General features: G+C 69.1%; 22 protein-coding genes and 2 pseudogenes. 8 read left to right on the forward strand and 16 right to left on the reverse strand.

Going from position 1 to position 24,061, the window contains the following annotated elements; translation table 11 throughout:
• Positions 1 to 28 precede the first annotated feature (28 nt).
• The 3 genes from ACIBJH_RS40370 to ACIBJH_RS40380 all read right to left on the reverse strand — a co-directional run bounded on the left by ACIBJH_RS40370 (position 29) and on the right by ACIBJH_RS40380 (position 3,862).
• Complete coding sequence (locus ACIBJH_RS40370) at positions 29 to 1,429, reverse strand: MFS transporter (protein ID WP_399121922.1); 1,401 nt, start codon at positions 1,427 to 1,429, stop codon at positions 29 to 31.
• 64 nt (positions 1,430 to 1,493) lie between these two features.
• Positions 1,494 to 2,762 (reverse strand): FAD-dependent oxidoreductase, encoded by a 1,269-nt coding sequence (locus ACIBJH_RS40375; RefSeq protein WP_399121923.1) that lies wholly within the window; start codon positions 2,760 to 2,762, stop codon positions 1,494 to 1,496.
• 68 nt (positions 2,763 to 2,830) lie between these two features.
• Positions 2,831 to 3,862, reverse strand: coding sequence for a hypothetical protein (locus ACIBJH_RS40380; RefSeq protein ID WP_399121924.1), 1,032 nt, complete (start codon positions 3,860 to 3,862; stop codon positions 2,831 to 2,833).
• A gap of 497 nt (positions 3,863 to 4,359) precedes the next feature.
• Here ACIBJH_RS40380 and ACIBJH_RS40385 point away from each other — a divergent pair, with 497 nt between their 5' ends.
• Positions 4,360 to 5,139 (forward strand): hypothetical protein, encoded by a 780-nt coding sequence (locus ACIBJH_RS40385; protein ID WP_399121925.1) that lies wholly within the window; start codon positions 4,360 to 4,362, stop codon positions 5,137 to 5,139.
• A 125-nt stretch (positions 5,140 to 5,264) separates the two neighbouring features.
• On the opposite strand, the gene ACIBJH_RS40390 is transcribed toward ACIBJH_RS40385, so the two are convergent.
• Entirely contained in the window at positions 5,265 to 5,591 is a 327-nt protein-coding gene (locus tag ACIBJH_RS40390) for a carboxymuconolactone decarboxylase family protein (protein WP_399121926.1), read from the reverse strand.
• A 236-nt stretch (positions 5,592 to 5,827) separates the two neighbouring features.
• On the opposite strand from ACIBJH_RS40390, the gene ACIBJH_RS40395 reads away from it, so the two are divergent.
• Positions 5,828 to 6,196, forward strand: coding sequence for an amphi-Trp domain-containing protein (locus ACIBJH_RS40395; RefSeq protein ID WP_399121927.1), 369 nt, complete (start codon positions 5,828 to 5,830; stop codon positions 6,194 to 6,196).
• 177 nt (positions 6,197 to 6,373) lie between these two features.
• Here ACIBJH_RS40395 and ACIBJH_RS40400 read toward each other — a convergent pair whose 3' ends face one another.
• The 5 genes from ACIBJH_RS40400 to ACIBJH_RS40420 form a co-directional block, all read right to left on the reverse strand.
• Positions 6,374 to 6,889: a hypothetical protein gene (locus ACIBJH_RS40400; RefSeq protein ID WP_399121929.1), complete on the reverse strand. Its 516-nt coding sequence runs from the start codon at positions 6,887 to 6,889 to the stop codon at positions 6,374 to 6,376.
• A gap of 277 nt (positions 6,890 to 7,166) precedes the next feature.
• Positions 7,167 to 7,622 (reverse strand): hypothetical protein, encoded by a 456-nt coding sequence (locus ACIBJH_RS40405; protein ID WP_399121930.1) that lies wholly within the window; start codon positions 7,620 to 7,622, stop codon positions 7,167 to 7,169.
• A 50-nt stretch (positions 7,623 to 7,672) separates the two neighbouring features.
• Positions 7,673 to 9,577, reverse strand: coding sequence for a glycoside hydrolase family 5 protein (locus tag ACIBJH_RS40410; RefSeq protein WP_399121931.1), 1,905 nt, complete (start codon positions 9,575 to 9,577; stop codon positions 7,673 to 7,675).
• A gap of 77 nt (positions 9,578 to 9,654) precedes the next feature.
• Positions 9,655 to 9,960, reverse strand: coding sequence for a transposase (locus tag ACIBJH_RS40415; protein WP_399121932.1), 306 nt, complete (start codon positions 9,958 to 9,960; stop codon positions 9,655 to 9,657).
• Positions 9,926 to 10,252, reverse strand: coding sequence for a hypothetical protein (locus tag ACIBJH_RS40420; RefSeq protein WP_399121996.1), 327 nt, complete (start codon positions 10,250 to 10,252; stop codon positions 9,926 to 9,928). The genes ACIBJH_RS40415 and ACIBJH_RS40420 overlap by 35 nt, the downstream gene beginning before the upstream one ends.
• A gap of 13 nt (positions 10,253 to 10,265) precedes the next feature.
• Here ACIBJH_RS40420 and ACIBJH_RS40425 point away from each other — a divergent pair, with 13 nt between their 5' ends.
• Together ACIBJH_RS40425 and ACIBJH_RS40430 are read left to right on the forward strand one after the other, a co-directional pair.
• Positions 10,266 to 10,445 (forward strand): hypothetical protein, encoded by a 180-nt coding sequence (locus ACIBJH_RS40425; RefSeq protein WP_399121933.1) that lies wholly within the window; start codon positions 10,266 to 10,268, stop codon positions 10,443 to 10,445.
• 83 nt (positions 10,446 to 10,528) lie between these two features.
• Entirely contained in the window at positions 10,529 to 10,969 is a 441-nt protein-coding gene (locus tag ACIBJH_RS40430; RefSeq protein ID WP_399121934.1) for a hypothetical protein, read from the forward strand.
• A 125-nt stretch (positions 10,970 to 11,094) separates the two neighbouring features.
• Here the strand turns inward: ACIBJH_RS40430 and ACIBJH_RS40435 are convergent.
• The 6 genes and pseudogenes from ACIBJH_RS40435 to ACIBJH_RS40460 all read right to left on the reverse strand — a co-directional run.
• Positions 11,095 to 11,600 (reverse strand): annotated as a pseudogene (locus ACIBJH_RS40435) (IS110 family transposase); the annotation flags it as partial.
• Positions 11,601 to 11,696: 96 nt separating this feature from the next.
• Positions 11,697 to 12,800: a serine hydrolase domain-containing protein gene (locus tag ACIBJH_RS40440; RefSeq protein ID WP_399121935.1), complete on the reverse strand. Its 1,104-nt coding sequence runs from the start codon at positions 12,798 to 12,800 to the stop codon at positions 11,697 to 11,699.
• A 158-nt stretch (positions 12,801 to 12,958) separates the two neighbouring features.
• Positions 12,959 to 14,083: pseudogene (locus ACIBJH_RS40445) on the reverse strand (IS630 family transposase).
• 368 nt (positions 14,084 to 14,451) lie between these two features.
• Positions 14,452 to 15,285, reverse strand: coding sequence for a PIG-L family deacetylase (locus ACIBJH_RS40450; RefSeq protein ID WP_399121936.1), 834 nt, complete (start codon positions 15,283 to 15,285; stop codon positions 14,452 to 14,454).
• 199 nt (positions 15,286 to 15,484) lie between these two features.
• Positions 15,485 to 15,838 (reverse strand): DoxX family protein, encoded by a 354-nt coding sequence (locus tag ACIBJH_RS40455; protein ID WP_399121937.1) that lies wholly within the window; start codon positions 15,836 to 15,838, stop codon positions 15,485 to 15,487.
• A gap of 111 nt (positions 15,839 to 15,949) precedes the next feature.
• The gene (locus tag ACIBJH_RS40460) at positions 15,950 to 17,533 is read right to left on the reverse strand and encodes a glycoside hydrolase family 32 protein (protein ID WP_399121938.1); all 1,584 of its coding nucleotides are present in this window, start codon (positions 17,531 to 17,533) and stop codon (positions 15,950 to 15,952) included.
• Positions 17,534 to 17,706: 173 nt separating this feature from the next.
• On the opposite strand from ACIBJH_RS40460, the gene ACIBJH_RS40465 reads away from it, so the two are divergent.
• From ACIBJH_RS40465 to ACIBJH_RS40480, 4 genes are read left to right on the forward strand one after another with little or no spacing between them, the layout of a single operon-like run.
• Positions 17,707 to 19,116 (forward strand): extracellular solute-binding protein, encoded by a 1,410-nt coding sequence (locus ACIBJH_RS40465; protein ID WP_399121939.1) that lies wholly within the window; start codon positions 17,707 to 17,709, stop codon positions 19,114 to 19,116.
• Positions 19,113 to 20,084, forward strand: coding sequence for a carbohydrate ABC transporter permease (locus ACIBJH_RS40470; protein ID WP_399121940.1), 972 nt, complete (start codon positions 19,113 to 19,115; stop codon positions 20,082 to 20,084). Before ACIBJH_RS40465 ends, ACIBJH_RS40470 begins: the two co-directional genes overlap by 4 nt.
• Positions 20,085 to 20,106: 22 nt before the next feature.
• Positions 20,107 to 20,979 (forward strand): carbohydrate ABC transporter permease, encoded by an 873-nt coding sequence (locus tag ACIBJH_RS40475; RefSeq protein WP_399121941.1) that lies wholly within the window; start codon positions 20,107 to 20,109, stop codon positions 20,977 to 20,979.
• On the forward strand, positions 20,976 to 22,367 hold the full coding sequence (locus ACIBJH_RS40480; protein WP_399121942.1) for a glycoside hydrolase family 32 protein: 1,392 nt from the start codon (positions 20,976 to 20,978) through the stop codon (positions 22,365 to 22,367). Before ACIBJH_RS40475 ends, ACIBJH_RS40480 begins: the two co-directional genes overlap by 4 nt.
• A 544-nt stretch (positions 22,368 to 22,911) precedes the next feature.
• On the opposite strand, the gene ACIBJH_RS40485 is transcribed toward ACIBJH_RS40480, so the two are convergent.
• Complete coding sequence (locus ACIBJH_RS40485) at positions 22,912 to 23,976, reverse strand: LacI family DNA-binding transcriptional regulator (RefSeq protein ID WP_399121989.1); 1,065 nt, start codon at positions 23,974 to 23,976, stop codon at positions 22,912 to 22,914.
• Positions 23,977 to 24,061: the final 85 nt, after the last annotated feature.

Genomic DNA, 24,061 nt, shown 5'->3' on the forward strand with positions numbered 1-24,061 from the left:
TGGGCGGCCCGGGAGGGCCGGGGTCGGCTCAGAGCGCCGCCTGCTCGGCGATGCCCAGAGGTGCGCGGGCCGTCGGCGTCTCCTCCTCGTCGGCGTCCAGGACCCGGCCCTTCGTCTCCGGCGCCGCGAACGCCATCCACACGACGGCCAGCAGCACCGCGACCCCCAGGACCGCGAAGGTCGTCGCCAGCCCCAGCGCGGGCCACATGAGCGAACCGAACAGCAACGGGGCGAATCCGGTGAGCGCCCGGCTGACCGAGGAGGCCCAGCCGAAGCCGCTGGCCCGCAGTTCGGTGGGGTACAGCTCCGAGGCGTAGGCGTACAGGACGGGAACCGTGAGCTGGATCAGGAAGCCGAAGACGGCGATCGCCACGACGGACCCGGTCGGCATCTTCATCACCAGCGCGAACACGACCAGCGCGGCGGACGCGACCGGAGCCGAGACCCCGATCAGCCACTTGCGGCCGACGATGTCGACGAGCGCCGTGGACACCAGCACACCGACGATTCCGACACCGCTCATCAGGGTGGTCTTCATGAAAGCCGCCGTGTCACCGAGACCCTCGTCCTTGAGGATCGTCGGCATCCAGCTCAGGGCCGCGTAGTAGACCAGCATGATGGTGGCGAACAACGCCCAGGCCGCGGAGGTGATGCGCGGGCTGAACTTCCATACGCGGCGCAGCTGTTCCGCCGCGGCGGCCACTCCGCGCGGACCGGTCTCGGCGACGGGCTCCGGGATCGTGTACAGCACGGCCGGCGCGCCGGTACGGGCGACCAGGTCGTCGATGACCTGCCTGGCCTCCGTCTCGCGGCCCTTCTTCGCCAGGTAGACGGGCGACTCCGGGATGCCTCGGCGCGCCCAGAAGAGCAGCAGCGCGGGCAGGACCATCGTCGTCAGCATCCACCGCCAGTTCCCGTCGAGCGACAGCATCGCCGTCGACACGAACCCGCACAGCGTGACGCCCCCCGGCCACCACACATCGAGCCCGGTCAGCACCCGGCCCCGGTACTTGCGCGGCGAGAACTCGCTCACCAGCGCGTAGTCCACCGGTATGCAGCCGCCGAGGCCGATGCCCGCGAGGAAGCGCAGCGCGAGGAAGACCGGGTACGTGGGCGAGAGCGCGCCGAGGACGGAGAAGAGGGCGAAGACCAGCAGCGTGACGCTGAAGGCCTTCTTCCGGCCGATGCGGTCCGCGACCGAGCCCCAGGCGATGGCACCTACGGCCATGCCGACGAGGTTGGCGGTGGCGACGTACCCGCGTTCGCTCAGCGAGAGGCCGAAGTGCTCGCCCACGAGCGGCATCAGGAAGCCGTTGAGGGCGATGTCGTACGCGTCGAAGAGGTAGCCGAGGCCACCGATGATGAAGATCTTTCCCTGGACGGACCATCTCCAGGGCAGTTCCTGAACGATCTGATCGCCTGTTTTCACGTTCGCTCCACGGGGTCGCGTTGACGTTCTTGAGGGGAAAGTGCGGGGGGAAAGAGGGAAGGGCTCAGCGGGCGAACTGGTACGAGAACGCGCCGAGATCCGGGTCGTTGAGCGGGGTGCCCGACCACAGCCAGTCGTAGGACAGGTCCGACTCCCCGTCGAAGTTCCTCAACTTCTTGTCCCTGGCCCGCTGTTCGGGGCCGTCGGGCAGGTGGTAGAAGGTCTTGTTGCGCAGGGAGGCGTCCTGCACCATGCCGGCGTGCTTGGCACGACGGTCGACGTAGCGACGCAGTGCTCCCTCGACGCCGGCCGCCGTGACCGCGCCGAGTTCCTCGGCCAGTACGGCGGCGTCCTCCATGGCCTGCGAGGCGCCCTGCGCCTGGTAGGGGAGCATCGCGTGGCAGGCGTCGCCGAGGAGGGCGACCCGGCCGTCCGTCCACACCGGGTCGCGGCGCCGGTGGTGGAGCGCGAAGGCGGAGACGTCCTCCTTCGCCTTCGACAGCATGGCCGGGACCCGGTCGTCCCAGCCGGGGAACGCGTCCACGAGGTCCTGCGCGGTCGCGGACACACTCCACTTCGCGGCGACCTCGTCCGTGCAGGGCACACACGCCACGACGTTGAGGTACTCGCCGCCGCGGATCATGTAGTGCACGAGGTGCCGGTCGGGTCCGTACCAGATGGTGCTCTGGAACCGGTCCACGAGCCAGCGCGTCGCCGGGTCGGCGGCGATCAACTCCCCTGGGATCAGAGCCCGGTAGGCCATCTCGCCGGAGAACAGCAGGGTGTCGGGGGCGCCCATCAGATCACGCGTCCGAGAGCGGATGCCGTCGGCGCCGATGAGCGCGTCGCCGACGTGCCGGCACCCGTCCTCAGTGACCGCGACGGGACGTTCGGGGTCGGTGCGGTCCAGGTCGACGACCTTGCTCCCGGTGTGCACCCGGACGACGGGGCCGGGACCGGCGGGGTCGACGCAGGCGTCCAGCAGGATGCGATGGAGATCGGCCCGGTGGTAGTGCCAGTAGGGGGCGTTGAACTGGTCCTTGACGCGTTGTCCCAGTGAGGTCAGCCCGACGATGCGGCCGTCCTGCCACCGCCGCCGCACCTGATCGAGCGGCTCGGTGCGGATGGCCTCCATCTGCCGCCGCAGTCCGAGCCCCATCAGCACCCGGCTCGCGTTGGGCGCCGTCTGGATGCCCGCCCCGGCCTCGCCGAGCTCGGACGCCTGCTCCAGGACGGTGACCCGCAGACCACGCTGCCGCAGTGCCAACGCGGTGGTGAGCCCGCCGAGACCTCCTCCGACGACGGTGACTTCGTACGACTGGCTGGGCGCCACACTTCCTCCAACTCGCGTGCGGGTACGGGTGGTTCGGTGGTTGGGCTCGTGGGAGAGGGCCGGCGCGGTCAGCGCTCGGTGAGTTTCCCGTCGGTGACGACCTCGATGTCGTCGACCGTCACGGTGCAGCCGCGCATCGCGATGTCGAGGTGGGCGTACGACTCACGGCCGAGGACCGGGTGCGGACCCGTCGACCAGAGGAAGTTGCCGGCGAAGGCGCGGGCGTCCATGCCCATCAGGTCGTCCTTGCCGTACATCGCCGTGGCGAACCAGTCGGCGGTACGCATCAGACCCCACCCCATGTGGGAGAGGCTGCGCGCCCACTGGTCCCGGGCGTCCTCGAAGAAGGTCGACAGCAGTTCGGCCTCGGCGCCGCCGGACACCTTCTCGATGTGCCCGCCGGCGATCTGCAGGGTGACGGGGGAGCGGACGTACTCCTTGAAGGGCAGCAGGATGTCGCCCTCGGCGAGCACGATCTGCCCGTCGGAGATCTCCGGCCAGCACAGCACCATCGTGCTGGGCCAGTGGTCCCAGCGGCCCGGGTCGTCGGCGAAGCCGCACTGGAACTCCGGCTTGGAACCGGCGAGTTGGACGGTGAGGTCGGTTCCGGCGTCCGAGGTGACCCGCATGACGGACGACCGCTTGAGCAGGCCGACGCCCTCCAGCACCTCCGCCTTGTCGCCCTCCTTGGGGAGGTTGCGGATCAGCACGTCGGGGGCGTCGCAGACGAAGATGATGCGGGTGCCGGCGCGCAGGATCTCCTGCTGGACCGGCGCGTGGATGAACCCCTCGCGGGTCAGGTCGACGACCAGGTCGGCCGACTTGAGCAGGTCCTGCGCGGTGCTGTCGTTGAGGACGGAGACCAGCCCCGGACCGGCGCCGGTGTGGGTGCTGGGCATCGGCGCGGGGCTGCCGCCCGGCACGGTCGCGGAGATGACGTGCGCCCCGCAGGCCTTGGCGGCGCCGAACGCGGCCGCGACGTAGTCGCCGCGACTGCCGGGCTCGGACAGCACCACGACATGCTCGTCGCTGCGCAGCTTGCACAGCCGCAGTTCACGGGTGAAGGCGTCGAGCAGGTCGACGGACGAAAGATCGAACACGGGCTTCTCCAGGTTTCGCCGAGGGGTGCCGACCGGGCTCTTCGGCGGGCTGCGGACATGGCGCAGGCACGCTCCGGGCACGGCGACGGGAGGGAGAGCGAACAGGGGGAGAGTGGAGGGGGAAGGGGAGCGGAGGCAGGGCGCATCGACCCCGCGGTGCATCGGTTGAGCAGCGGATTCGGGGCGGTAGGGTGCCGCCCGACAGAGATAATCCGAGCACGTACTATCTCGGCTTGGCAAGGGGGTGCGCGCCGAGTTAACACGGTTATTTCGTGACGGACCGTCAGGGTGGACGCGAACTTCCGACCTGACCTCGGCTTTGCACGCGCACCGCTCTGGGGGCGCTTGCGGTCGCCGGTGAACTGTGTGGGCGGCCTCGGATCTGTCGGGTCTGTGAGGCCTGTCCGGGCGGGCCGACCGCGGCCTTTAAACCGAACACCGCGGAAAGGGCCTGATCACGTAGCCTCTCCTGGCACGCACACGACAAGGGGAGGATCATGAGAGGCAGAACGGCCTGGGCCGCGGCCGGTGGGGCCGCGGCCCTGGTGCTGGTGACGGCGACCGGGGCGCACGCGGAGGGGCGAGGCGATGTCCGGGTGGTGAAGACCGTCGTCAACGGCGGCGGCAACGTCATCGTGGGCACGGCGAAGTCGATCCGCTACCCGGTCGACATCACCGTCAAGGACAACTCGGGGGTGAAGGGGCTCACGCACGTCAGCACCTTCAACAAGTCCAGCGGCTACACCTTCGCGACCTGGAACGACGACTCGTCCTGCACGAAGAAGAGCGCGACGACCTCGGTGTGCCGGGCCACGCTGACGATCGACCCGGCCTGGATCGCCGACAGCGACGACATCGACTCCAACAAGGTCGCCGGCGTCTGGCAGGTCAACGCCACCGTCAAGGCGAACGACGGCGACTACTGGATCTCCGACCACATCGCCGAGTACAAGGTCAAGCGGGCCGCACAGCTCACCACGGTGATCGCACCTGAGAAGGTCGCCAAGAACGCCAAGGTGACCGTGACCGGCAAGCTGTCACGGGCCAACTGGGAGGACCGCAAGTACCACGGGTTCCCCGGGCAGCAGGTCAAACTCCAGTTCAGGAAGAAGGGCGCCGCCCACTACGCCACGGTCAAGACCGTCACGACGGGTAACGTCGGCCAGCTGACCACCAAGGTGACCGTGACCTCGGCGGGCAGCTGGCGCTGGTACTTCCCCGGCACCACGACCACCTCGTTGAAGGCGTCGGCCGGGGACGCGGTCAGCTTGAACTAGTACCTCAGTGTGGCTTCGCGATCCAGGTGTCCGAGTGGTCTCGGCGTGGGTGACGCTGAGCGGAGCGAGGTGTCACGCTGGATCGCGAGGCCGAGGCGATCACCGATGGCGGGCGGAGCCGGTTCTCAGCCCTGGGACTCGATCTCGGTGTCTGCGACGGCAATGGCGATGCCGAGAGCCGTGGCGATGTTGCCGGCTGCGGTCATGACGCGGGCGGTGCCCACGATGGGCGCGATGGCGACCAGGACGTCCTGCAACTGGTCGGCGGTCAGGCCGGTCTTGAGGGCGGGGTCGATGTGCGCCACGTACGAGATCGGCGGGGCGTCCGAGGCGGCGAGCGCGGCGATACGCGTGAGGATGAGCAGGTCCGGGGGCATCCCGCATCGCTCGATCGAGTCGACCGTCATGGCGGCGAGGGTGTCAAGGACAGGTGTTTCCGATGAAGTGGACATGCCGTATGCCCTCCTGGTGAGATTCGACCCCGAGAGACAACAGGCGGAAGGAACCGAGTTCCGCGAAAGAGGGATTCCTCTCCACCGTAGAACTCTTCCGGGCCTCGCGCGCGGGGGGCGCATGGTCCGTCGGCGCCGGAGAGAAGCTCCGAGCGCCCGACCGTGAGGATGTCCGATCTCGCGCATGGCCTCAGAATGGGCGTAATCGACTCTTCTCTTCCGAAGGGGAGACACCCATGAAGGACCTGAAGTTCGAGCAGAAGCGCTCTCTGTCGCGCTTTGAGGCCGCTGACCAACTCACGGCACTAGCAGCCGCACTGAGGGAAGGCGGGGACGTCGATCTGGAACTCGGCCTCGGAACGCTCAGCCTGCGGATCCCCGACGACATGCGCACCGAGACGGAGGTCGAGATCGGCAACGGGGAGATCGAGCTGGAGATCGAGTTCAAGTGGCCGACCACGCCGCCCCGCAAGACGCCGTCGCGAACGGTCGCAGCCACGAAGAAGGCCAGAAGCGCCAAGAAGGCGCCCGCCGAGCCCGGCCGAAGCAGCACGCGCACCAGCAGGAGCAAGAACACCAAACGGTCCGCATCGAAAGCGAACTGAGGCATCCCCCACCGACTCCCGTGCCGGCCGACGAAGGGCCGGCCCGGAAGGAGAACCTCCTGAGCAGACCCTTGTCTCTGGTCGGTCTCATTTGCGTGACGTCACATGCCGGCGGGCGGTACGTCCTGCCCAGGTTGTTGATCTCTTGGGGTACCTGCGTGGAGCACGGCCGAGCGCTTACGCAGCCGCGTCGTAGACGGCCCGCAACCGGACGTCGCTGCGGGTCCCGGACGGGGGAGTTCCCTCGGCGAACACAGCCAGCCGCAGCACGAGATAGCGGCCGATCCCCACGAGCGCGGTGGCCGACAAGTACACCGACTGCTGCAGGACGAGTCCGGCCCCGGGGCGGAGCGCGGCCAGCGCGCCGACCGCGGCGGACGTGACCAGCCAGCCGACGGCCATGGTGGCGGCGCTCTTCAAGTGGCCGGCCAGACCGGGCCGTCCGTGGCGGAACGAGACGCGGGCGTGCAGCTCGGTGGCAACCACGGTGGAGGCGACGGTGGTCAGCGCGTTCGCCGCCGTCCACGGAATCCACTGCGAGAGCAGGACCAGCACTGCAGAGGCCGCCAGGGTGAGCCCGCTGCCCAGCCCGGCGAAGCGCCCGAAGGCCACCGCGTGCCGACGGATCAGTCGCAGGCTGTTCATGGTGATCCCCTCCCTGGCCGCCGCCCCTGGCGGGGCCGTCGTCGTCATGCCGCACAGCGTGACTGCGACCCCATTCAGCGCGGTTTCAGGGCGTTCTCAGGGGTCTCGGAGGTGGTGAAACCGGTGTGCGATGTGCCGCCGCCGGCCGCGACCGTGATCAGGTGCTCAACGGACCGGGGTCGGGGAAGATCTTGAGCTTGATGCAATGCCAGGGGTGATGCCGGGCACCGGGAACGGGGTACCGGGGCCGCGCGGCACGCGGGCCGGAACGTGTGGAGACACGGCGGCAACAGAGCCTCGGGGTGCGTGCGCCGGACGCCGCAAGTCAGTCGGTGCCGTCGCGAGGGCCGGCTGCCTGCCGGCCCGGCACGGTCACTTCGTCGTCACGCAAGGCCCCCACGGGTACCGCTTGTGCGGGCCCGACGGTCACCCGCAACTGGTGAGAGCGGTACTCGTCCTTCGCGTCCTCGACAGCGAATCCGGCGGACGCCGGGATCGCGGCCACCGCTTTCATCATCATCGCGGCCGCGATCTCGCTGGAGTGACACAGGACGGGACCGTCGAGCAGCCGAAGACGGAAGGCACGACTCGCGCGCTCTCGCAGGCGCGGGCTGATCAGTCGGCCCACATGCACGCCGTAGGCGGCGCCGGACCCATCGTCGACCTCCGCCCGCCGCGCCCGCCGGGCCGAGCGGCCGTGATCGCCGCCCGATTCGCCCGGACCACCCCCACACGGGGCCCATCCGACTTCGAGCCCGATGCCGGACGCGGCACCGGCCACCCGCTGATCACCGTCCGCCGGCCCACCCGGCGGCGTCCCTCCTGCGCGGGTCAGTTGGCCAGTGCGCGGCACAGCAGCGCCGCTGGGCCCGGTGAGCTGCCGGTGCGGGTGGTGTAGGCGATGCCCGCGGCGTACTCGTCGTTGGCGCACTGGCCCTTGTAGTCGCCGGTGGCGAAGTCGCCGCCGGCGGCGTCGGTGGGCCGGTTGTCGGAGCGGTCGAACCACACCGTGCGTCCCGTGCCCGCCAGGGCGGTACCGGCCGGAGCGCACAGGGCCGCCGACGTCGCTGTGCCCCGGTGGCTGTAGCCGATGAGGAACTGGCCCTGGGCGCACTGGAGTTTGGTGTATCCGGAGGCCCAGTCTCCGCCCTGGGGGACGTTGCGTTCGTCGGTGACGACCGACTGGGCGCCGTCCGCTGCACGCAGGTTGCCCGCGGTGACGTCCGTGCACAGTCCTCGGCCCGAGGTGTGACCGAGACCGATCAGCCGCAGCCCGTCCGGGCAGGCCGCCTTGGCGGCGCCCTGGTCCCAGTCGCCGGTGGCGCGCACCCGTACCGACTGCACGTAGTCGCCGTGGTCGGTGGCGAGCATCTGCCAGGCGGGGACGGGGGCGACGGGACCGCTGAGCGAGGCGGTGGACATCAGCCGCTGCCATCCGGCGGTGCGCCAGTCCGTGTCGTCCAGGAGGCCGTGCCGGGTGCCGTCCGTGTCGTAGCGCAGCAGGGCCCAGTCGTCGTGGCCCTGCCAGCCGACCAGTGGCCAGTAGGCGAAGTCGGCGTCGTGGTCGGCGAAGTAGTCGGTGACGTTGCCGAACCAGGTGCGCGCCGCGGTGCCGGTCTCGCCCGCTCCGATGCCGAACTCGCTGATCCACACGGGGGCGGTGTAGTGCTTGCCGGTGTCCTGGGAGACGAAGAACGCCTCGTCGTACAGGGCCTGGAACAGTGCGTCGCGACTGAGGTCCTGGTAGCGGGGGTCACTGGTCTCGCCGATGCCGGTGGCGCCGCTGTGGTTGGGGCCGGTGTAGCCGTAGAAGTGGGCCGAGTAGACGAGTTTGTGGGCGGTCACCAGGGTGTGCGACAGGGTGCGTGCGGGGGTGAGCAGGGGGCGGCCGTGGGCGAATCCGTCGATGGGCAGGCCGGTCCAGTTGATGCCCTCGATGACGATGAGCAGGTTCGGGTTCGCCTCGGTGAGGATACGATCAGCGGCGAGTTGGGCGGCGGCGTACCAGTCGTGTGCGTCGCCGCCGCCCCAGTTGGGGTCGTCCCAGACGTCACGGCGTACCTCGTTGTAGAGGTCGGCACCCACGACACGGGGGTCGGCGGCGTAGCGGCGAGCCATGAACACCCAGTCGTCCGCCCACTGTTGGGTCGACTGGCTGCTGTTCCACCGCTCGTTGCCGTCGATCCCGCAGCACCAACGGGACGTGTTGGTGTGGTTGTTGAGGATGACGGCGAAGTCGGCCGAGGTCAGCGCGGAGACCACGGCGTCGAATACCTGAAGCGGAGTTCGGCCGCGCAACTGCGGGTTGGCCGCCACGGCGGCGTCCGGTACGGCGGTGGTGTCGTGGATCATCGCGTTGGAGAACGGCAGCCGGATGCTGTTGATGCCCAACTGGTGGAAGTCGGCCATCAGTTGAGCCAGGGGCACGCGGTCCAGGCCCAGAGGGATGCCGTAGGAGATCTGCCCGGCGTGGTGATCGGCACTGTCGGCCGTGCTGCCGCTTCCGGTCCAGGAGCCCTGGGCGCCGTCCCAGTTGGCGGACTTCAGCCGGAAGCGGTTGCCGTTCGCGTCGACGATGTAGCGCCCGCGCGTGGACAGGGGTGGTTGCCAGGAACCCGCGGTGGCGGCGGTGGGCGTGGCGGGGGCTGCTTGTGCCGCCGAGGCGGTTCCGGTGGACGGGAGCAGGAGGGAGGCCGCCAGGGCAAGTAGTGTCAGGTACCGGACAAGTATGGTCATGAAGTGCCCTCCGTACCGATCCCGATCCCGACAGATGGCAGCGCTCTCGAAGTCCTGCGGCAGCTGCCCGGGGGACACTACCCGAGACCTGCGGACCTGTCGGGGTCTGCTGCGCTATTCCGTTGGGCGTCGAGCCTGATCGCGTTGAGTGCGACGGCGGAGAAGGCGTGTTGGAGCTGGCCTTTCGGCAGGCCGCCGTCGCGGGCCCGGCGGATGCCGGTGATGTTCAGGGCCTGATTGGCGGTGCCCTCGACTCCGGCGCGTGGGGCGTACGTGTTCTTCCAGGTGTCTGTCTTCTGTTCGGCGCGGGCCGGGCAAGGTTTTCGCGGAGTGCCCTGGGCCGCAGGACTAGCATGCGGCGACCGGTCTTCGAGGTCGCGCACTGCTTCTGGCGAAGTTGATGGTGAAGGCGTTCTTGTCGAGGCAGCGCTTGCCGGCCTTCACTCCGTGCCGGGCGAGCTTGCGCTGGATTGGGGCGGTCGCCTTGACACCCGGCACGGTCATCTTCCCGCGACCGGCACGAGTATCGAGAACCCCGCGCACATCAGACCTGTGACCTGCAACGTCACGATGCACACCGAGCATCGCCACCAACGGGGCGATCGGCACCAACAACCGGGCTGACGCGTTCCTGGGCACCTGGTCCGGCGAGGCGAGCATCAAGTCGATCAACAAGAAGACCGGCACCGTGACGCTTGAGTTCCACGCGTACAACACCTCCGACTGGCAGTCCGCCACGCATAAGGTGCCGCGCTCCTGGAACCCGCATTTCGCGGACACCTTCGGCGCGGCAGTGAAGGAAGACTTCAACTGGGAGGAGAAGTGGCCGGTAAATCAGTGCGTCAATACCTCGGACTGGCTGAACTAGCCGGAATCTTCCCGAGTTGGCGAACAATGGGGCGGTACGGAGCTGAGTCAGGCTTCATACCGCCCCGTCGTTATAGTGGCCTGGTGCACCGTACCGCCCTGAGAACACTTACCGCCCTGGCGCCACTTCTCCTTCTCACCGCGTGTGCGGAGAGCCAGCCGACGACCAAGGTCACGGCAGATCACATCACCGGGGACTGGATGGGACCGCACGGCGAGAAGTTCACTTTTGCCGCCGATCGAACGTTTACCGCCAACGGTCTCGATTCGAAGAACCTTGCCGATGAGATGTGCTCCGGAAAACCCTCCAAAGGTGGCTGGGCTTTCTACGTAGCGGCAAGCAGGAATACTGATATCTCGGACAAGGCCGCCAAATCTGGCTCCTGGATTGGTCTTTCATTCGATGGCGCGGCCGAGAACTGCCGTATTGACCTGGCGGTGGTGGATGGCGGAAAGGCATTGTGCGCGACGGACGACCCGGATGCGCCGTGCGGACTGGACGTGAAGTTCGCCAAAGAGCCGTAGTTGGACGGCTTACTTTTTGAGCCCCGCGATGACCCGAGCGTGGGGGCCAAGGCGGCACTGCCGTCGAGCGTCGGAGTACGCGGCGAGTGTGGTGGGCGCGGCCCGCAGAGCCTCTGTTCCCTCCGTCAAGTCGACGGCATCGGTCTGAGTCTTGGACGTGCGGCGGTGGCTTCGGCGGGGGTGCGGGGTTTGTGGAAGGCGCCGTCGCGGAGTGTTGCGAACAGGACGCTGATGTGTTGGCGGGTGAGGCGGAGAAGGGCCTGGATATGGGTTTTCCGCGGCCTTGCCGGCGGTCGTAATGGGCGCCGGAGGCCGTGTCGACGTTCATGCTGGCGAAGGCGGAGAGGAACGTGGCGCTTTTGATGTGTCCGTTTCCGCCTCTGGGGAAGCTGGTGCCCCCGCCGACGGTGGCCAGGGGGACGGTGGCGGTCCTGACGCCGAACGCCGGGCATCGACATTCGGACCGGGCTCCTTGGGATGGGCCCCGGCACTGCGTTGATCTGGTTTCCGGGGTCCGGCGATGGGTGTGGATGGCGGCGGGGGAGGGAGCGACGATGTTGAGGGTGCCGGGCACGACGACAGTCTGTTCGTCGAGTGCGTCGAAGCACGTGTCCGCCATGTGGGCACCGAGCGCGTACTTCTAGTGCTGTGACCGCATTGGTTCGCCGGATTGCCCGGGCGTTGGTCGCTGGTCGCCATGCACAGGACTGGATGGGAGGTCCAGCTGTCAGTCGGCGAGCGCGGCGTTGACGATCGCCTTGATGCACGGGAGGTCATTGCCGGCCCCAGTCGGGTTCAGGGAGTACACCACGCGGTGTCGGAGGTCGCGGGTGGCGAAGAGCCCGTTGTCCCAGCCGGGGCGGGAACCGGTCTTGCCCCACACGTACTCGCCACCTGGGAGCTGGTAGCGCAGAAGTCCGCCGATGCTGTAACAGGCCGTCTGGCCAACGCAGTTCGTGTTGTCGGCGGCGCTTTTCACCTTCGGTACCTCGAATACCAGCTTCTGCTGGGTGGGTGGGAGCAGGTTGCCCCGGAACAGTGCGGTGATGAAGCGGTCCAGGTCGGCGGCGGTGGAGACCATGCCTCCCTCGGCCCACGGGTACGGGCTCTGCTCGGTCACGTCCTGCCCATCGAGGTACACCTCCGCGTGGGGCGAGGGGATCGTCGGGTCGTCGGCGGCGGGCAGGTTGGTGTGCCTCAGATGCAGCGGCCAAATGATCCTGCGCCGCAGTTCGTTGCTGAAGGAGTGGCCGGTGACCTTCTCGACGATCAGGCCGAGGACGAAGGAGTTGAGTCCGTTGTACTGCTGCTCGGAGCCGGGTGCGGGCGGTGCGTCGGTGGCTGCGGCGAACGATTCGCGCAGGAGGTCTTCGGGCGTCACAGATTTGAGCTGCCATCCGGGTCCGTCGGTTGGGCCAGGGGTCGGGGCGGGCTTGGGCAGGCCGCTCGTGTGGTCGAGGAGCTGGCGCACGGTGACGCGGTTGTACTCCTCGGGCAGCACCTGGGGGACGTACTTCCGCGCCGGTGTGTCCAGGCCGATCCGATGTTCCGCGACGAGTTGGAGCACCACCGTGTTGGTGAACGCTTTGGTGACGCTGCCGATCCGGACATAGTCGTCAGCGGTGACCGGGCCGGCGGTGGCGCCCACGCCGTCCCGTCTGATCAGCGCGCCCGCAACGACGTCGTCGGGCAGGTGGTCGAGGATGTCCTGGACGGTGGGGTTCGCGGAAGCAGGGGCACTGGAAGCAGGCGTGGCGGCGGCTGTGGGCAGGGCAGCGCCGGCGGTGAGAGTGGTGGCCAGGGCGAGGGTGGCGGCGAGGCGGATACGCATTGAAGTTTGTCCTCCATGGCGTTGATGGCCCTTGCTGACAACGCCAACTCTGCTGCGTGCAGCCGTCGTCGCCCATCAGTGATCACCCTGATCACAACCCTGGACTGCCCCTGACAGATGTGACCGGGTGCTGCCACCCCGTCAGTTCGCCGAGTTGTTCAGGCTGCTGTCGTGAGTGGGCGTCCGCCCCAGCCGATGCCATTCTCGCTGTGGATACGGGCGCGTTCCTTGCGTTCGGCGGCTAAGACGCCCGGGTGGCGGGCGTCGGCGTTGCGCCAGCGCAGGTAGGCGTGCAGGGCTGGCCCGTTTCTGCACGGTGTGGTTGGGGTGGTGGGAGTTGGCGATGGTGTACTGCCGCAGCGGTCCGAAGTGCGCCTCGATGGGGTTCGCCCACGAGGCGTAGGTCGGGGTGAAGCACAACTTGACCTTGTGTTTCTTCACCCAGCGGCGGATGTCGGCGCCTTTGTGGGCGGACAGGTTGTCCAGGATCACGTAGACCGGGGCGCCGTCGGGCCTGGCTGCGCGGATCGACTTCAGTGCGGCCAGCGTGTTCGCGGCACCTTTCCTGCGATGGTTGACGCCCCACAGGCGGTCGTCACCGACCGAGTAGCAGCCGTGGAAGTAGCGCACCCCGTGCGTGCGGTGGTACGTGGCCGGCACCCGGTCGGGATGTCTTCGTTCGGCCCAGCCCGAGCCCGCGGTGGGCCGGATTCCGAGCGGTCCGCACTCGTCGACGGTGAACACCCGGTCGGGGAAGCGGTCAAGGACCTCCTCGATCCGGTCCAGCTTCGCCTCGCGGTCCGGGCCGGGGGATTCCTTCCATGTCTTGGTGCGCTGGAAGGTGACACCGCGGCGGGCGAGCAAGCCGCGTAAGGTCTCGCGGCCGATGCGGATGATCCGGCCGTGGACTCTCCACAGGCAGGCGACGAGCTTGCGCAGTGACCACCGAGTGAAAGGCTGGCCGAGCTTGGTGGGGCGAGTGGTGGCCGTCTGGACGACGAAGTCCTCGTCGTCAGAGCTGAGTTGGCGGGGACGGCCTCCCGCCCACCGAGGGTCCAAGCAAGCCAGGCCGATCTCGTTGAATCGGTGGATCACATCCCGGACGGTGTCCTCATCGGCCTGCACCAGCTGGGCGATCACCGGAACGCGGTTGCCGCCGGCCGAAGCCAGCAGCACCATTGCGCGCCGATACCGCACCGAACTGGTGCTGCCCCGACGCACGATCCGCTGGAGCTTCTGCCCCCCTGATCAGTAAGTCTGCGCACACGGACAGGCTCGGCCACCGCACCTCCAGCGGTCGGATCGGACCCCATCCCACATCCAACCGCCACGACCACCAACCCGGCGAACCTATGCGGTCACAGCACTGGCCGATCGCTTGCTCCACCATCGCCGCCATCTGCCGGTCGGTCAGGTCCCGCACCCCGAACTCCCCTTCTGGAACGCCGCCCGGACCACCACCACGGTCCGCGAAGGACGATCATCCCGCGCTCGCCGCCGCAGCCCTGCACGGAATTGAGCAGCAGAGTGGCCCTCGACGGACAAAGCGCGCACTCGGTCAAGCCTGCCGACCGAAACCGCCGCCCGCGTCCGGCCGGGGGCACGGGGGAACGCCGCGCTCTCCCGGCCGGACGGCAGGGTGACGGGATGGTCAGCGCAGTCCGGCGAAGAGGTCGTTCTCGGGTACGGCCGTGCCGGTGGTGTCCTGGACGCGGAGGAAGGTCTCGATGCCCATCAACTCACCGAACCTCTCCTTGCCCATCTTGAGGAAGAAGATGTTGTCGCCCTGACTGGCGTGCGCGGCCAGCGAGTCGAACTTCTGGCCGCTGAACGCGGTGGCGTCCACCCAGGTGGTGATCTCGTCGTCGGGGAGGCCCATCTTGGCCATCTCGGCGACCTCGGCGGGGTCCGGCTCCGGCATGTCCGGGTGGAACTCGCGCAGGAGCTCGCCGAACCGCTGCGTCGCAGAGCGAGGCATCGTGGTCCAGTAGACCTTCGGTGTCAGGTCGGTCATCTCCATGGCCGCCATCGTGATGCGGTGGGCCTGGATGTGGTCGGGGTGGCCGTAGAAGCCGTTCTCGTCGTACGTGACGACCACATCGGGCCGGTAGTGCCGCATGAGGTCCGCGAGCCGCGCCGCGGCTTCCGGCACGGGGGTCCGCCAGAAGGATCCGGGGGCGTCGTTGCTGGGCCAGCCCATCATCCCGGAGTCGGCGTAGTCCAGCAGTTCCAGATCGCTGATCTTCAGGACCTCGCAGCTCGCTTCGAGTTCCTGGCGGCGCATGAGGGCGACCGCAGCCGGATCGTGGCCGGGATCGCCCGGCTTGACACCTCCCGGTCCATCACCGCACGAGCCGTCGGTACAGGTCACGAGAACCGTGCGGATGCCTTCCGATGCGTACCGCGCGAGGACCCCTCCGGTCGAGGTGGCCTCGTCGTCGGGGTGGGCGTGCACTGCCATCAGCGTCAAGGGCCGGCCAGTCATGAGAAGTCCTCCAACAGGAAATGCGTCGCGGTCCACGGAGCGTGGTGGGTGTACCACCATCCTGGGGCCCGAATCCCGGCGGGACGGACGACCTCGCGGTCGCCGTGTTTTCCGCCCGTACGGCATCGGCCCCTCTGCCGGTGCAACCCCGCGGACCGGACCTGCTGTTCCCGATGTGGCCGCTGATCCCCGGCAGCTGTCAGGCGCCGTGGTGGAGCAGGCCCAAAGTCAGGGCGGCCGTCGCGGTGGCGAGGAACACGATCCCGCCGACGATGCTGCGGGAGCCCACCCGCAGGTGGGCGATGATCGCGCCGATGAAGTACAGCACGAGTCCGGCAGCGGCGAGGGTTCCCAGGAGCGGCACGGCGAGCCCGACCAGCAGCCCCACGGTGCCCGCTGCCAGCAGCAAGCCCAGAACCGGTACCCATTTCCGGGGTATGCCCTTCATGTCCGCCTGGGTCTTGGGGTATTCATGGCCGATCAGGTAGGTGACGGCGGCGGCACCGTTGAACACCGCGCCGAGGAGGGTGACCGTGATGTAGGCGGCGAACACGCTTTCTCCGGTTCTGTGGGGACTGCATCGCTGAGCACCCCGTTGTGGGATGCCGATCTCCCGGACGACGAACCGGCGCCCCGATTCTGTGACATCGACAGACACCGAGAATCACACCGCGAACTCGCGTATCACCGTGTTCCGGAACACCGCGCTGCCGCCGATCGTGAAGAGCGCGAGCCGGGTGTCGAGCAGGTACGGGAACACCTGGCTGGTGTGCACGTAGCGGCCGTCGTCGACGAACATCTCCACGGACGTGCGGTCCACCAGGATGCGCAGCTTCACCGTGCCGGCGGACGGGTCGACCGGGGTGTGGCTCTCCTGCCACTTGCCGGACGTGTCGGCGTTCACCGTGTTGCGCCGGTTGAGGAAGGCGTAGTCGGCGTAGACACCGGCGTCGATGTGCCGACCACCATCGGGCGAGCGCCTCAACTGGAGGCCCGCGCCGGTGAGTTGGGACCACTCGATCTCGGTCGTCACCTCGTAGGAGATACCGGTGTAGTCGAGCACCTTCGTGCCGTCCACGGTCACGTCGCCCAGGTTCACGGTGCGGGAGACGTACGAGTCGAGGCCGGCGACGGGCCGGGAGGCGAGGTAGTAGGTGGCGTCGGACGCCTGCTTCAGCGTGATCTCCCGGACGACGGAGTCCGTGCCGTTGAAGCCGTCGCAGTCGATGGTGGGGGTGGTGTTGGCGTAGTCCCAGTTGTTCACCCACCCGATCGCGTACCGGGCCGCCGCGTCCACCGCGCCGCTCGCGTCCCGCTTCTCGAAGGTGACGGCGCCGTACCAGTCCCAGCCGTGGTCGAGCCACTGCGGGTCACTCGCATCGGCGGTGAACGCGCTGCCGTCGAAGGAACCCGTCCAGTAGGCGTACGTGTTGGGCAGCCCCGAGCCCTTCCCGTTGGCGCTCACGCCGAGCACCCACTTCACGGTGCCGTCGCCGGCGGTGATGCGGAACAGGTCGGGGCACTCCAGGACGCCGATGCCGTCATGGACGAAACCGCCCACGTACGTCCAGGACTTGAGGTCGTCGGAGTGGTAGAAACCGACCTTGTCGTTCTCGGCGAGGGCCATCACCCAGCGGCCCCGGTCCTCGTCGCGGATCACCTTGGGGTCGCGGAAGTCGGCGACGCCGGGGTTGGGCAGGACGGGGTCGGTCCCGTGGTTGGTGAAGGTGAGACCGCCGTCGGTCGAGTAGTACAGGAACTGCTCCTGGTGGTCGGTACCGCCGCCGGGGGACATGGTGACGATGACGACGACCGCACCCGCGCCGAATCCGGCCGTGTTGCCCGTGTCGACCACCGCCGAACCCGACCAGAGATCGCCGTTGGGTGTGGTGTCCTTGGGCACGGCGACCCCGTGGTCGATGAAGGAGACCAGGTCCGTGGTGGTGGCCAGGCGCCACGCGGTGCCGACGGCTCCCGTGAAGTAGTCGGCGTTGTAGAGGTAGTAGTAACGGTACTCACCGTCGATCCAGACGGGCCGCTGCGGGTCGTTCTTCCACTGTTCGGGGACGGTGAAGTGGTACGCGGCGCGGTAACTCGCCCCGGTCGCAACGGACTTGGACTTGGCCTCGGCCTTGGTCCCGGCCGTGGCCGTTCCGGTGGGCAGTAGCGCGGCGGCGGTGCCCGCTGCCGATCCCGCGAACAGTGATCTCCTGGAAATCCCCGATGAAATCCCCGACGTTCCGGGCATGGCACATCGTTCCTCTCGTGCGGCTCATGTGAACGAGGACTGTAGACCTAACTCGTTAAAGGTCAAGGGGCCTAACCCGTTGAAGGTCAAGCGTTCCCGACCCTTGACAGGTCCACCGCCCGGTTCCCATCATCTGGGCATCACCCCTGAACTAACACGAGTTAGGCCCGTTGATGACTGACTCGCACATCCCCCGCCGCACGCTGTTGCGGTACGGCGCGTACGGGGCCGGAGCAGCCGCCCTGGCCGGGACCGCCGCGAGCTGGGACCGGCTCACGGGAGCCGACATCCCCGGCCGTGACGACGGCTCCCTCGTCGTCGCCACCCTCGGCTCCGCCTTCGACCCGGCCACCGTCGACGCCCTCACCAAGGGCTTCCACCGCCTCCACCCCGACATCCCGCTGCGGGTGAACGCGGTACAGGCCGTCGACTGGTCGGACTTCTTCGCGAAGATCCTCACGCAGATCGCCGCGGGCACCGCCCCCGACCTGGTGTATGTGGCCACCGAGGGCGTGCAGTTGTTCGCCCGGAAGCTCGGCGTGCCCCTGGACCGCTGGGTGCGGCGGGACGCGGCGGAGCTGCGCGAGTACTTCGCCGACGTCCACCCCTCGCTGGTGGAGTCGATGATGTACGAGGGGTCCCTCTACCAACTCCCGCTGGAGTTCAACGCCGCCGACATCTACCTCAACAAACAGGTGCTGAAGCGGGCGGGCGCGGGTTTCCCGGCGCCCGACTGGAGCCGCGACGACTTCACCGCGCTGCTGCGCGAGATGAAGCGCGCCGGCGACGCGCACTTCACGCCGTACTTCTGGACCAACCGGCTGTGGGGCGGCGTGGTCCCCTGGCTCTTCGCGAACGGCACGAACCTGCTGAAGGAGTCGAAGGCGCCCGGCGGTTCCTGGCTGTGGGACGCCTTCTACCCGGCCGCCGACCGCCAGGGCCGCGGCGGGGGCTTCCGCTGGAGCACCCCGCAGGCCACCGCCGACCGGGTCGAGGAGGCGTACGACTATCTCGCCTCCCTCGTCCAGGAGGACCTGTGCACCCGGCCCGAGGGCGGCAACGGCAGCAATCTGGTCGGCGTGTTCTCCACCGGCCGCGTCGGCGTCACACCGGCGGGCGGCTTCTGGGCGGGCGGCCTGCACCTGGCCGGTATGCCGGCCGCCGACTACGACGTGCAGTACTTCCCGCGCTGGCGCTCCCAGCGGCACCAGTTCGGCGCGGCGGGCTACGCGCTGCTGCGCACCTCGAAGAAGCAGGAAGCCGCCTGGGAGTTCATCAAATACGCGGCCCGCAAGGACACCATGACCCGGCTGTTCCAGGGCAACCAGACCACCCCGGCCCGCCGTTCGATGCTGACCGCCGCACGCTACGCCGAGAGCGGTCCGGCGCACTGGCAGGTCTTCTACGACACCCTCGACCGGTTTCCCGACACCGGCCCGATCCCCGCGCCGCCGCAGGTCGCCGGGGTGACCGACGTCCTGCTCAAGTACACCGGCACCGCGCTGGCCTCGCCGCGTGCGGTGGGTCCCGCGCTGCGCCGGATGCAGGGCGACCTGGAGCGGGCCATGGAGCGTGAGATATGACGAACACTCAGGTCCCCAACTCCGAGGCGCCGGGCGTACGTTCGCGGCCCGCCACACCACCACCCGCCGACACCGCCGTACGGCCGTCCGTCCGCGACCGCGGCTCCCGGCTGCTGGCCGCGCTGTTCCTGGCGCCTACGGTCGTCGGCATCGTGGTCTTCACGGTCGTGCCCATCATCGGGTCCCTCGTACTGAGCCTGTTCCACTGGAACGTGATCGACCCGCCCCGTTTCGCCGGCGGCGCCAACTACCGCACCACCTTCACGGATTCGACCGTCCTGGTCTCCTTCCGCAACACGCTCGTCTTCATGGTCCTCGCGGTCGCGCTGCAACTGCTGATCGCGCTGTCGCTGGCGCTCGCGCTGAACGCGCGGATGCCGGTGTGGCTGCGGTCGCTGTTCCGTTCGGCGTTCTTCTTCCCCCTGGTACTGTCCGCCGCGTCCATCTCGGTGGTGATGAAGTACCTGTTCAACCAGGACTTCGGGGTGGTGAACTGGCTGATCGGCCTGGTCGGCGTCGCGCCCGTGCCCTGGCTGACCTCGGAGCACGCGGCGATGGCCACGGTGATCCTGGTCTACGTCTGGCAGCAGTTCGGCTTCTCGTTCCTGCTGTTCGTCGGCGGTCTGAACAACATCCCCAAGGAGATCCACGAGGCCGCCGCCCTCGACGGCGCGACCGGCCTGCGCAAGCACCTCGGCATCACGCTGCCGCTGCTGTCGCCGACGCTGCTCGTCGCGTCGGTGGTCGGCATCATCAACGCCCTCCAGGTCTTCGAACAGCCCTATGTCCTCACCGACGGCGGGCCCGGCGACGCCACCCGCACTGTCGTGATGGTGATCTACGAGAGGGCCTTCGAGCAGCTCGACTTCGGCGAGGCGTCCGCGGTGGGCGTGCTGCTCTTCGCGCTGATCATGGCGGTCACCGCCGTCCAGTTCCGGCTCAGCCGGCGTTTCGTCCACTACCAGTGAGCCGGTGAGCCGCATGAGTGCCATGAGCCAAGCAACTCCGACCGTGAAAGCGACCCCGACCCTGAGCCGCGTACGGTACTCACTCGCCCCCTGGGCCCGGATCGCCGCACTGACCGTGTGCGCCCTGCTGACCCTGGGCCCGGTCATCTGGACCGTCGCCACCTCGCTGCGCACTCCGGCCCAGTCCTTCGACCTGCCCCCGCAGATCATCCCGACGCACCCGACGACCGCGGCCTACCGCGGGGTCTTCGATCAGATCGACGTATGGCTGCTCGCCCTGAACTCCACTCTCGTGACGGCACTGATCGCCGTAGGCCAGATGATCACGGCGGGCCTGGCCGGATACGCCTTCGCGCGACTGGAGTTCCGCTTCAAGAAGCCGCTCTTCGGCCTGGTCCTGGCGACCATGATGGTGCCGTTGCAGGTCACCATCGTGCCGGTGTTCCTGGTGCTGAAGTCGATGGGCCTCACCGACACCCTCCTCGGCCTGATCATCCCGGCCTTCCCGACGGCCTTCGGCACGTTCCTGATGCGCCAGTACTTCCTCGGGATGCCGAAGGACCTGGGCGAGGCGGCCATGCTGGACGGCGCCGGGCCCTGGCGGATCTTCCGCTCGGTGTACGCGCCACTGGCCGCGCCCGGCCTCGCGATCGTCGGCGTACTGGCCTTCAACTACCACTGGAACGAGTTCTTCCGCCCGCTGATCCTGGAGACCTCCGGCCAGAACTACACGCTTCCGCTGGGGCTGGTCTCCCTCCAGGGCAACCTCGGCACCGGGTCGATCTCGGTGGTCCTGGCCGGGGTCGTCCTCTCGATGCTCCCCGCCCTCGCCGTGTTCGTCGTCGGCCAGCGCCCTCTGCGTGAGGGCATCACCTCGGCAGGAGTCAACCGTTGAGCAATGACCCCAACGCGCCGCGTTTCAGGGTCCGTCCGCCCGCCGGCTGGATCAACGACCCCAACGGGCCGTTCCGTTGGCGGGACCGCTACCACCTCTTCTACCAGCACAATCCCGACGCACCGGTGCACGCGAACGTCCACTGGGGTCATGCCTCCAGCACCGACCTCGCACACTGGGAGCACCACCCGATCGCGCTCACCCCGACGCCCGGCGGCCCCGACGAGGCCGGCTGCTGGTCGGGCTGCGTGACCGACGATGCCGGCACACCGACCGCCGTGTACACGGGAGTTGACCGTACCCACACCGGACTCGGCACCATCTGCCTGGCACGGGCGGCGGACCCGGACGACGAGCGGCTGACCGAGTGGAAGCCGCTGCCGACGCCGGTGGTGGCGGGCCCGCCGTCGGGCCTGGACGTGGTGATGTTCCGCGACCCGTTCGTCTTCCGCTTCGATGACCGGCGCTGGGCCCTCGTCGGCGCCGGACACTCCGACGGCACACCGTCGGTCCTGCTCTACGACTGCGACGACCTGACCGACTGGCGGTTCGCCGGTGTGCTGCTGGACGGCAACGACCCTGTGGCCGCAGGTGTGTTCGGCGACAAGTCGGTGGGCTGGGAGTGCCCGCACCTGTACCGGACGGCGGGCGGCGACCACGTGCTCCTGGTGTCCCTGTGGGATGGAGATCCCTGCACCACGGGGTATCTGACGGGCTGTCTGGAGCCTGCTAGCCGGGGCGCGTTGAGATTCGCGCCGCGTGTCGGCGGCCGGCTCGACCAGGGGCGGGACTTCTACGCTCCCGCCGTGCTCCAGGAGCCGGACCGCACACTGCTGTGGGGCTGGTCGTGGGAGGCCCGCGAGCAGGAGGAGACGGATCGGGCCGGATGGGCAGGCGTACTCACGGCACCCCGGGTGGTCGACGTTCACCCGGACGGTTCTCTACGTGTGACCCCGGCCCCGGAACTCGAACTGCTGCGCCCGGCCGAGCCGTTCGTCACCGGGCCGGGCCGGGTTCCGCTTCCATCCGCCTACGACCTGACGGTCACCGCGTGCGGACCGACCACGGTGAGTCTGCTCCGGGACGCGGCGGGGCGGGAGTTGACCGTCCGGGCGGACCCCGACTCGGGGACCGTCGTCCTCGACCGCACCGCCTGGCCCCGGACCGGCAGGGAAGGCTCCGCCCCGATCACCGTGCACGTCCCGAAGGCACCGGAACTCGCGCTCCGGCTGCTCGTCGACGGCTCGCTCCTCGAACTCTTCGTCGCGGACCGGGCCATGGTCACCGAGCGCGTCTACCGCCGCCCGGGCGACATCGCCGAACTGGTTATCGAGGGGCCGGGTGCCCGGGTCACGGGGTGGGCGCCGGACCCGTGGACTCGCGGTTGACCACAGGGCGGGGCAGGCGCGGGTCGGGTGCGCCGGTTGCCGAGCGGACGTCGGGCTCAGGGATGCGCGGCTGACCATGGGGCAGGTCACGCTCGGGTCGGGTGTCCGGGTTACCGGGTGGGTCCCGGCCCCGGGGAGGCGCGGCTGACCAGGGGGCAGGTCACCCTCGGGTCGAGCGCCCGGGTCACCCGGTGGGTGCCGGACCTACGGAGTCGCGGTCGGCCATGGGCCTCGGCAGGCGCGGGGAGGGTGCGCGGGTCACGCGGTGGGTGCCGGAACTCAGGGAGGCGCGGCTGACCAGGGGGCAGGTCACACGCGGTTCGGTGCCCGGGGCACCGGGTGGGTGCCGGAGCCACGGAGGTCCGGCTGACCGCTGGGCAGGCCAGGCACCCGGGTCACCGAGAGGGCGCCAAACCCAGGCGGGCGCGACTGACCGCAGAACACGTCAGGCACGGGGCCGGGCACCCGGGTCACGGGGTGGGCGCCGGAGCCACGGAAGCTCGACCGACCACGGGACGCGTCAGGCACAGGCCACGCACCCAGGTCACCGACTGGGCGCCGGGCCCACGGAAGCCCGACTGACTACAGGACACGCCAACCGGCGGACGGTCGCCGGCGGCGTGCGGCCCGCTTCGATCGCGTCCAGGAGCAGTCGGGCCGCCGCCTCGCCCATCGCCCGGTGCGGCAGCGCGACCGAGGTGAGCGGCGGGGTGAGGAACGCGGCCATGTGCTCCTGGTCGTCGTAACCGACCACGGACAGCTCGGCGGGCACGTCGATCCCGAGCCGGGTCGCGGCGTGCAGGACGCCCGCCGCGACCCGGTCGTTGTAGCAGAGGACGCCAGTGGGACGGCGGCCCGGCTCGACCCCTTCGAGCAGACGCAGCGCCCCCGCGTACCCCGCTGAGATCTCACCGCCACCTCGCACGATCCACTCCTTGGGCACGGTGACGCCCTCGGCGCGCAGCGCGTCGCGGAAGCCGCGGGTACGTTCCACCGAGGCGATGTCGTCCAGACCTCCGATCACGGCGAGCCGGCGGTGGCCCGCACCGAGCAGCAGCCGGGCCGCGGTACGGCCACCGGTGCGCTCGGCGGGGACCACGGCGGGCAGGGAGTCGTCCTCGGGAAGGCAGTTGGCCAGCACGGAGTGGGTGCGGTGCAGGCCCTCGGGGACGCGGACCCGGCGCAGTGACATGGCCGCGTAGATGATGCCGTCCACGCGCCGGTCGAGCAGTTCCGCGACGGCCGCGTCCTCCTTGGCCGGGTCACCGCCGGAGTCGACGGTGAGGACGAGATGGTCCCTGTCCCAGGCGGTCTCCATGGCGCCGCGCAGCAGCCGGCCGGCGAACGGCGAGGACGCGATCTCATCGGTGACCAGCCCGATCACGGCCGTACGGCGCCGGCGCAGACCGCGGGCCACCGGGTCGGGGCGGTAGTCCAGCTGGGCAGCGGCCTGCCGGATGCGTTCCTGGGTGGCGGGGGAGAGGTTGCCCTCGGCCCGGCCGTTGAACACGAAGGACACCGCGGTGTGCGACACGCCGGCGAGCCGGGCGACGTCCCGTGACGTCGGGCGCCCGGTACCCCTGTTCCCGCTCTCCTCGGCACCGCCCACGCCGTCCGTCGCCCTCACCCAGCCCGTCACTGTCGATCACCGTCCACCCTATCCGCGGGGAGCGCCACGGCACACGGCAGAACCG

Origin of the sequence: Streptomyces sp. NPDC050548 (genome assembly GCF_044457385.1) — a bacterium.
In the GTDB taxonomy this organism is placed as follows: domain Bacteria; phylum Actinomycetota; class Actinomycetes; order Streptomycetales; family Streptomycetaceae; genus Streptomyces.